Genomic DNA, 5,517 nt, shown 5'->3' with positions numbered 1-5,517 from the left:
TGTGTTCGGCGGTGTCCTACTTTTCCACCCGAAAGGGTAGTATCATCGGCGCTGGTAGGCTTAGCTTCCGGGTTCGGGATGGGTCCGGGCGTTTCCCTGCCGCTATGGCCGCCGTAACTTTATTCACTCTTTTCTGAGTGCCCCCTGGTGTTTCGCAGGGGGAAAATTTTGTGGTGTTTTGGTGGTGGGGTGCAGTCCAAATGAATGGTGTGTTTGATCTGCTGGTGGATATTGTGGTTGCGGGCAATGTGTGTGCGTCTCTTTTTCACTTACACGGTGTTTTGTTACCCCACTTTTGTTGGGGTGTGTGTAAGTTTTCGGCCGGTTAGTACCAGTTCCCTGAACCTATTACTAGGTGTATAGGTCTGGCCTATCAATCCCGTGGTCTGCGGGGGGCCTTATCCCACTTAATGGGTGAGAAGCCTGGTCTTGGAAGAGGTTTCCCGCTTAGATGCTTTCAGCGGTTATCCTGTCCGAACGTAGCTATCCAGCCGTGCCCCTGGTGGGACAACTGGTAAACCAGAGGTTCGTCCGTCCCGGTCCTCTCGTACTAGGGACAGGTTTCCTCAAGCTTCTGACGCGCGCGGCGGATAGAGACCGAACTGTCTCACGACGTTCTAAACCCAGCTCGCGTGCCGCTTTAATGGGCGAACAGCCCAACCCTTGGGACCTGCTCCAGCCCCAGGATGCGACGAGCCGACATCGAGGTGCCAAACCATCCCGTCGATATGGACTCTTGGGGAAGATCAGCCTGTTATCCCCGGGGTACCTTTTATCCGTTGAGCGACACCCCTTCCATTCAGAGGTGCCGGATCACTAGTCCCGACTTTCGTCCCTGCTCGACATGTCCGTCTCGCAGTCAAGCTCCCTTGTGCACTTACACTCAACACCTGATTGCCATCCAGGTTGAGGGAACCTTTGGGCGCCTCCGTTACATTTTAGGAGGCAACCGCCCCAGTTAAACTACCCACCAGGCACTGTTCCTGAACCGGATATACGGTTCGAGGTTAGAGGCCCAATACGGTCAGAGTGGTATTTCAACAATGACTCCACGAACACTGGCGTGCCCGCTTCACAGTCTCCCACCTATCCTACACAAACCGAACCGAGCACCAATACCAAGTTGTAGTGAAGGTCCCGGGGTCTTTTCGTCCTGCCGCGCGTAACGAGCATCTTTACTCGTAGTGCAATTTCGCCGAGTCTATGGTTGAGACAGTTGAGAAGTCGTTACGCCATTCGTGCAGGTCGGAACTTACCCGACAAGGAATTTCGCTACCTTAGGATGGTTATAGTTACCACCGCCGTTTACTGGGGCTTAAATTCTCCGCTTCACCCTTACGAGTTAACGGGTCCTCTTAACCTTCCAGCACCGGGCAGGCGTCAGTCCGTATACATCGTCTTGCGACTTCGCACGGACCTGTGTTTTTAGTAAACAGTCGCTTCTCACTGGTTTGTGCCACCCCCCACCGCTGCCGGCCGCAAAAGCCATGACAATAGGGGGTCCCCCTTCTCCCGAAGTTACGGGGGCATTTTGCCGAGTTCCTTAACCATAGTTCACTCGTACGCCTTAGTATTCTCTACCTGACCACCTGTGTTGGTTTGGGGTACGGGCCATGTGTGAGCTCGCTAGAGGCTTTTCTCGGCAGCATAGGATCACCGAATTCGCCTCAATCGGCTATGCATCACCTCTCAGGATTAATGACACCCGGATTTACCTAGATGTCTCCCTACAGGCTTGCCCCAGTATTACCACTGACTGGTACGGCTACCTTCCTGCGTCACCCCATCGCTTGACTACTACCAGAGAAGGTCCCACGCAGCCCCATCAATCCTCACACCCGAAGGTGATCGGTAACGATGGTTTTGGGCGGTTAGTACCTCTGATTCATCATGGGCGCGCACACACGGGTACGGGAATATCAACCCGTTGTCCATCGACTACGCCTGTCGGCCTCGCCTTAGGTCCCGACTCACCCTGGGCGGACTGGCCTGCCCCAGGAACCCTTGGTCTTTCGGCGGGCAAGGTTCTCACTTGCCTTATCGCTACTCATGCCTGCATTCTCACTCCCACACCCTCCACAGCTCCATTACCAGGCTGCTTCACTGGGTGCAGGACGCTCCCCTACCCATCAACCAAAGGTTGATGCCGCGACTTCGGCGGTGTGCTTGAGCCCCGCTACATTATCGGCGCACAATCACTTGACCAGTGAGCTATTACGCACTCTTTCAAGGGTGGCTGCTTCTAAGCCAACCTCCTGGTTGTCTTCGCGACTGCACATCCTTTTCCACTTAGCACACGCTTAGGGGCCTTAGTCGGCGATCTGGGCTGTTTCCCTCTCGACGCACGGAGCTTATCCCCCGCCGTCTCACTGCCACGCTTTCACTTACCGGCATTCGGAGTTTGGCTGACGTCAGTAACCTTGTGAGGCCCATCGGCCATCCAGTAGCTCTACCTCCGGCAAGAAACACGCAACGCTGCACCTAAATGCATTTCGGGGAGAACCAGCTATCACGGAGTTTGATTGGCCTTTCACCCCTACCCACAACTCATCCCCTCAGTCTTCAACCTAAGTGGGTTCGGGCCTCCACGCGGTCTTACCCGCGCTTCACCCTGGCCATGGGTAGATCACTCCGCTTCGGGTCCAGAACACACCACTACACCAGCCACTATTGACTGGATACGCCCTATTCAGACTCGCTTTCGCTGCGGCTACCCCACACGGGTTAACCTCGCGACATGTCCCTGACTCGCAGGCTCATTCTTCAAAAGGCACGCCATCACCCCACCACGAAGGAGGGCTCTGACGGATTGTAGGCACACGGTTTCAGGTACTATTTCACTCCCCTCCCGGGGTACTTTTCACCATTCCCTCACGGTACTAATCCGCTATCGGTCATTGGGAAGTATTCAGGCTTACCGGATGGTCCCGGCAGATTCACAGCAGATTTCACGGGCCCGCTGCTACTCGGGGACAGTTCCACAACAGGGTGCAAGTTTTCGCGTACCGGGCTCTCACCGTCTACGGCAGGCCATCCCAAGACCACTTCCGCTAACACACACCTTTATCACTGTTGCCCTCATCGGCGGATGAGAGAAGAAACGCCCCACAACCCCGCACACACAACCCCCGCCGGGTATCACATGCATACGGTTTAGCCATCATCCGCTTTCGCTCGCCACTACTCACGGAATCACTTTTGTTTTCTCTTCCTACGGGTACTGAGATGTTTCACTTCCCCGCGTTCCCCCCCACACCCTATATATTCAGGTGTGGGTAACACGACATCACTCGTGCTGGGTTTCCCCATTCGGACATCCTCGGATCCACGCTCGGTTGGCAGCTCCCCGAGGCATAACGCAGCCTCCCACGTCCTTCATCGGCTCCCAATGCCAAGGCATCCACCATGCGCCCTTAAACACTTACAACACAAAAAACCAGAATAAAGAAAAAAAGAAATTGCACATCACAACACACAACAACCCACACAGCAGAAATCCCCACCGCCCCAAAAGACGACAGAAACCCCCACACGGGTCCTTGCGTGCAAGATGCTCGCAACCACTATCCACAAATCAAACACCACACCCCACCACCAAAGCAGGGCAACAACAAGAACCCCCTACCCGGAAACAATCCGGGACCAAGAGCCGGCAACCCCCACCAACGTGGAAGTCCCGCGGGCCTGTTGTCTCAAAGCCCAATAGTGTGTCTGATGATCCACCCCCGAAGAGGCCAAGTTTGTTGTTGCACCAGACCCCCACCCACTACAGGTRTGAGGCCATCCAACGAATCGCCCAGCATCAGCTGATCCCACCATTTGTGGGGCCGGCCAGGTCTCGTGGTGCTCCTTAGAAAGGAGGTGATCCAGCCGCACCTTCCGGTACGGCTACCTTGTTACGACTTCGTCCCAATCGCCGATCCCACCTTCGACGGCTCCCTCCCACAAGGGGTTAGGCCACCGGCTTCGGGTGTTACCGACTTTCATGACGTGACGGGCGGTGTGTACAAGGCCCGGGAACGTATTCACCGCAGCGTTGCTGATCTGCGATTACTAGCGACTCCGACTTCACGGGGTCGAGTTGCAGACCCCGATCCGAACTGAGACCGGCTTTACAAGGATTCGCTCCACCTCACGGCATCGCAGCCCTTTGTACCGGCCATTGTAGCATGTGTGAAGCCCTGGACATAAGGGGCATGATGACTTGACGTCATCCCCACCTTCCTCCGAGTTGACCCCGGCAGTCTCCTACGAGTCCCCGGCATAACCCGCTGGCAACATAGGACAAGGGTTGCGCTCGTTGCGGGACTTAACCCAACATCTCACGACACGAGCTGACGACAGCCATGCACCACCTGCACACAGACCACAAGGGAACCAATATCTCTACTGGCGTCCTGTGCATGTCAAACCCAGGTAAGGTTCTTCGCGTTGCATCGAATTAATCCACATGCTCCGCCGCTTGTGCGGGCCCCCGTCAATTTCTTTGAGTTTTAGCCTTGCGGCCGTACTCCCCAGGCGGGGTACTTAATGCGTTAGCTACGGCACGGATCCCAAGGAAGGAAACCCACACCTAGTACCCACCGTTTACGGCGTGGACTACCAGGGTATCTAATCCTGTTCGCTCCCCACGCTTTCGCTCCTCAGCGTCAGTTACTGCCCAGAGACCCGCCTTCGCCACCGGTGTTCCTCCTGATATCTGCGCATTCCACCGCTACACCAGGAATTCCAGTCTCCCCTGCAGTACTCAAGTCTGCCCGTATCGCCCGCACGCCCACAATTGAGTTGTGAGTTTTCACGAACAACGCGACAAACCACCTACGAGCTCTTTACGCCCAGTAATTCCGGACAACGCTCGGACCCTACGTATTACCGCGGCTGCTGGCACGTAGTTGGCCGGTCCTTCTTCTGCACATACCGTCACTTGCGCTTCGTCTGTGCTGAAAGAGGTTTACAACCCGAAGGCCGTCATCCCTCACGCGGCGTCGCTGCATCAGGCTTGCGCCCATTGTGCAATATTCCCCACTGCTGCCTCCCGTAGGAGTCTGGGCCGTATCTCAGTCCCAGTGTGGCCGGTCACCCTCTCAGGCCGGCTACCCGTCGTCGCCTTGGTAGGCCATTACCCCACCAACAAGCTGATAGGCCGCGGGCCCATCCCACACCGCAAAAGCTTTCCACCACACCCCATGAAGAGCATGATCATATTCGGTATTAGACCCAGTTTCCCAGGCTTATCCCAAAGTGCAGGGCAGATCACCCACGTGTTACTCACCCGTTCGCCACTCGAGTACCCCGAAGGGCCTTTCCGTTCGACTTGCATGTGTTAAGCACGCCGCCAGCGTTCGTCCTGAGCCAGAATCAAACTCTCCAAACAAAAACAACCCAGACCAAAGCCCAGGTGAATTCGAATCAGAAAAACCTGATATCCAAATCAAAAGACACCAACAAACTGGCATCAAAAAAAGCCACCCATCAACTCAGGAAGACGGGAATCCCCCCAAACGAGTGGCCAAAAAA

General features: G+C 55.6%; 3 rRNA genes. All 3 read right to left on the bottom strand.

Annotation, left to right across the window (positions count from 1 at the left end):
- Positions 1 to 3: 3 nt before the first annotated feature.
- Positions 4 to 116 (bottom strand): 5S ribosomal RNA (gene rrf / locus AC1DY7_RS31210).
- Between the two features lie 189 nt (positions 117 to 305).
- Positions 306 to 3,427, bottom strand: a 23S ribosomal RNA gene (locus AC1DY7_RS31205).
- Between the two features lie 427 nt (positions 3,428 to 3,854).
- Positions 3,855 to 5,374: ribosomal RNA gene (locus AC1DY7_RS31200) — 16S ribosomal RNA — on the bottom strand.
- Together the 16S, 23S and 5S rRNA genes form the textbook arrangement of a ribosomal RNA operon.
- Between the last annotated feature and the right edge of the window lie 143 nt (positions 5,375 to 5,517).

The sequence above is a fragment of the Mycobacterium sp. P2_H7 genome (genome assembly GCF_056403275.1).
Note: the sequence above shows the minus strand (reverse complement) of the source record. Positions and strands in the feature narration are given on the sequence as shown.